At 43.7% G+C, this 3,601-nt stretch carries 5 protein-coding genes; 4 read left to right on the forward strand and 1 reads right to left on the reverse strand.

Going from position 1 to position 3,601, the window contains the following annotated elements; genetic code table 11:
• Both PX482_RS15315 and PX482_RS15320 read left to right on the forward strand, forming a co-directional pair.
• Positions 1–108, forward strand: a 108-nt coding sequence (locus PX482_RS15315; protein ID WP_288122639.1) for an amylo-alpha-1,6-glucosidase, incomplete at its 5' end; no start/stop codon positions are given.
• A gap of 213 nt (positions 109–321) precedes the next feature.
• The gene (locus PX482_RS15320; RefSeq protein ID WP_004266820.1) at positions 322–600 is read left to right on the forward strand and encodes a hypothetical protein; all 279 of its coding nucleotides are present in this window, start codon (positions 322–324) and stop codon (positions 598–600) included.
• Positions 601–937: 337 nt separating this feature from the next.
• On the opposite strand, the gene PX482_RS15325 is transcribed toward PX482_RS15320, so the two are convergent.
• On the reverse strand, positions 938–2,017 hold the full coding sequence (locus PX482_RS15325; protein ID WP_288056045.1) for a PIN/TRAM domain-containing protein: 1,080 nt from the start codon (positions 2,015–2,017) through the stop codon (positions 938–940).
• 124 nt (positions 2,018–2,141) lie between these two features.
• Here PX482_RS15325 and PX482_RS15330 point away from each other — a divergent pair, with 124 nt between their 5' ends.
• Positions 2,142–2,360: a hypothetical protein gene (locus PX482_RS15330; protein WP_103112763.1), complete on the forward strand. Its 219-nt coding sequence runs from the start codon at positions 2,142–2,144 to the stop codon at positions 2,358–2,360.
• Entirely contained in the window at positions 2,287–3,459 is a 1,173-nt protein-coding gene (gene hemW, locus PX482_RS15335; protein WP_288027570.1) for a radical SAM family heme chaperone HemW, read from the forward strand. Before PX482_RS15330 ends, hemW begins: the two co-directional genes overlap by 74 nt.
• The last annotated feature ends 142 nt before the right edge of the window (positions 3,460–3,601 follow it).

Here is a 3,601-nt window from a genome sequence, read left to right on the forward strand (position 1 = left end):
ATTTTCGATGGTAATGCCCCTTTTACCCCTAGGGGCGCTTTTGCCCAAGCATGGACAGTGGCAGAGGTATTAAGGGTTTGGCAAGTGATCCGAGAATTTCGGCCATAATCCTTTAACGTCAGTTCCGAGTCACCAAAAAATAGGCTGGGCTGACGGCGATTGCATGAAGATTTTGGCTGATCGCAAACTCAGGTTATAATCAAGGAAGGGAGAGAATATTATATTTCATCTCTGCACCGGTTTTGCTTTCGAGAAGGTGGCAACACCGCCCCACTTTCTCACCATCTCCTTCCAGATGGGTTAGTTAGCGGTTTGACTTCTATGAACACCAATTATCTTGAAGAATACCAAAAATACCTAGCCGAATGGCAGAAACTGCTTCTGTCCGCTTGGGGTAATGGTGTTCCCTCGACTACATCAGTGTTTGAGTTTCCAGAAACTTTGGTTAAATCCCTCGAATATCAACAAGAATGGGTGAAATCCTACCTAACCGCCCAAGAAACCGCCACCAAAGTTGCCCTCGATAGTCAGAAACAATTCTGGGATAGTTATTTCGGTTTTGCTCGTCAGTCCATGGCTGTAATCAATAAACCAGCCTAATTAGATATAAATTGGCTAGATAGGGTTTGCTGAATAAATCTAAAAACCTTGTCCAACAAGGTTTTTAGACTTTTTTTCCCTCAAAAAGTGCCGACCTTTGGAGTGATTGGGGGGAAAATTCCTGGACTTTTTCCCTGAAAATTAGGTAATTGACCACCTGAAAATGGGTAAAACCCCACACCCCACACCCTACACCCCACACCCTGCCACCAGGAAAAACTTTTTTAGCAAACCCTAGATAGTTCGATTGGTGACTTAACTTCCCTTAAAAAATGAAATTCCTCAAATACAATCCCCTCTGGCTCTGTATTTGAGGCTTTTTTGGGTTTTATTCCCTTTAGGCAATTAGGGAATTTTGGGGTTTAGCAAAAATCATCCGTCCGGCCGAGGTTTGCAGTGCAGATGTCACCACTACCCGCAATTCTCCCCCCAGATAATCTTTTCCTTCTTCTACCACTACCATCGTGCCATCTTCTAGATAACCGATGCCTTGGGTGGGTTCTTTTCCTGCTTTGAGAATTTTCAGATCCAAAGTATCCCCAGGCAAGTAGATCGGGCGTACTGCTTGGGCGAGATCGTTGACATTCAAGATGGTGACTTTTTGCAGATTGGCCACTTTACTGAGATTATAATCGTTCGTGAGCAAGGTGGCGTTAATCTCTTGGGCAAGATGGACTAATTTAGCATCTACGGTGCTAATATCCTCATAATCGGCTGGATGAATGATAATGCGCTCGGGAAATTCTTGCTGCATCCGGTTTAAGATATCTAATCCGCGTCTTCCTCTGACTCGTTTTTGGTCATTACTGCCATCCGCTAACTGCTGCAATTCCTGAAGAATAAATTGGGGAATGAGTATCTGTCCCTCGATAAATCCCGTGTCTAACAATTGTTCGATACGACCATCGATAATACAACTGGTGTCCACAACTTTGGTGGCGGCCGCTTGCAGGGTTCCTTCTGCCACTAAAATTGATTCCATACTATTGGGGTTAATCAGACGCAAAAAAGTGCGACCGTGGGTATCAGCTAAACTAACCCCCAGATAGGAAAACATAACACTGCCTAAAATGGCGATTATCGGCTTGATAAACGAGAATTCTCTGGGAATCGGTAGGAAGAAAATCGGAGCTAGGATCAGATTAGCAATCAACAAACCGATAACTAGACCGACCGAACGGGTTAAAATAACTTCGATCGGAGTTTGCCGTACTTGGGTTTCCAGACGACGATAGGTAGTTTGGGCAACTAAACCAAGGGCTAAACCAATAATTGAGGCAAAACCCGCCGATAACCAGCGTAAAGCTTCAATATTGCTGATTTGCAACTGGACAGTAACCGGCAGCAAGTCAACACCACTATAACCAATACTGGCAACAGCGAAGACGAATAGTAAAATTATGACAGCATCAAGCATGGGGATAATACCAGAGAGGATAGAGGGGGAATGATGGTAGAAAAATAATGAGTATGGATGCTTTTATATTATATCTGTGGGTTTCTCCTAATTTGTGTCGGGAAAGTTGCCTCCATTCTAGGAGATGTTCTCCCCAGCCATAATACATCTTAACGAAGATAAACGAAATTACAGTAGGAGGCAGGAGGCAGGAGGCAGCTTTATTCTCCCCACACCCCACACCCCACACCCCACACCCCACACTCCCTTTTTTCCTTTTTCCTCATATAATGCCCTATTTTCACCCCGTAACCTCGGTTTATATTCATATTCCCTTCTGTCGTCGGCGCTGTTTTTACTGTGATTTCCCGATTTTTGTCCTTGGTAATCGCACCAATCCGGCGACTTTTCCCCCTGTGGTGGAGTATGTGGAAATATTACAAGAAGAAATTAGTCTTAGTCAGGGGACGGGGAAACCCCTAGAAACAATTTTTTTTGGGGGGGGGACTCCTTCCCTGTTACCGGTGGAATTATTAGGAGCAATTCTGGATACTTTAGCCAAAAAGTTTGATTTTGCGGCCGATATAGAAATTTCTATGGAGATTGATCCAGCTACCTTTAGTTTAGAACAATTACAGGGTTATCTTAGCGCGGGAGTCAATCGGGTTAGTTTAGGAGTACAGGCTTTTCAAGAACCATTATTACAGGTTTCTGGTCGATCGCATACTGTTAAGGATATCTATCAGGCAGTGGAATTAATTCAGGGATTGGGAATAGTTAACTATAGTTTGGATTTGATTTCGGGATTGCCACAACAAACCCTGACAGATTGGGAAAATTCCCTAGAAAAAGCGATCGAACTGCAACCGGCCCATCTTTCCTGTTACGATTTGGTCTTAGAAGCGGTTACTCCTTTCGGTAAACAGTATCAACCGGGGAAAAAACCCTTACCCGATGATGAAACCACGGCGAAAATGTATGTTTTAGCCGGTGAAAAACTAGCTTTAGCCGGTTATCAACATTACGAGATTTCTAACTATGCCAAACCGGGTTATCAATGCCGACATAATCGAGTTTACTGGGAAAATCGTCCCTATTACGGTTTTGGTATGGGGGCCGCTAGTTATCTTCATCAACAACGTTTTACCCGTCCGCGCAAAAGTCGCGACTATTTCGCTTGGGTAAAAGAAGGCTGTCAGATTGACGTGGAGAAAAATAGTTTGATTGATGATCTTCTCGAAACCTTAATGCTAGGGTTAAGGTTAGGGTCAGGGGTGAGTTTACCCGCCATTGAAGCTAATTTTGGCTCGGAAATCAAAAAAGCAATTTTAGAGGTCTTAGAGCCGCATAAACAGCGTAATTTAGTAATAATTGAGGGGGATAGCAGGGTAAGATTAAGCGACCCCGAAGGTTTTTTGTTTTCTAATCTAGTTTTAACCGATTTATTCGATCGCTGGCAATAGTTAGGGTCTGCTGAAAAAGTTTGTTGGTGGGGGCAGGGTGTGGGGTGTAGGGTGTAGGGTGTAGGGTTTTACCGATTTTGAGGTAGTCAGTTACCTAATTTTCAGGGAAAAAGTACCTGAATTTTACCCCCGATCACTCCAA

Origin of the sequence: Microcystis sp. M53602_WE12, from assembly GCF_030065455.1 — a bacterium.
Classification (GTDB): Bacteria; Cyanobacteriota; Cyanobacteriia; order Cyanobacteriales; family Microcystaceae; genus Microcystis; species Microcystis aeruginosa.

Excerpts from the sequence above, each read along its gene's own strand:
- PX482_RS15330 (WP_103112763.1), top strand. The coding sequence starts at position 2,142 with ATGTTCTCCCCAGCCATAATACATCTTAACGAAGATAAACGAAATTAC.
- PX482_RS15325 (WP_288056045.1), bottom strand. The coding sequence starts at position 2,017 with ATGCTTGATGCTGTCATAATTTTACTATTCGTCTTCGCTGTTGCCAGT.
- PX482_RS15320 (WP_004266820.1), top strand. The coding sequence starts at position 322 with ATGAACACCAATTATCTTGAAGAATACCAAAAATACCTAGCCGAATGG.
- hemW (WP_288027570.1), top strand. The coding sequence starts at position 2,287 with ATGCCCTATTTTCACCCCGTAACCTCGGTTTATATTCATATTCCCTTC.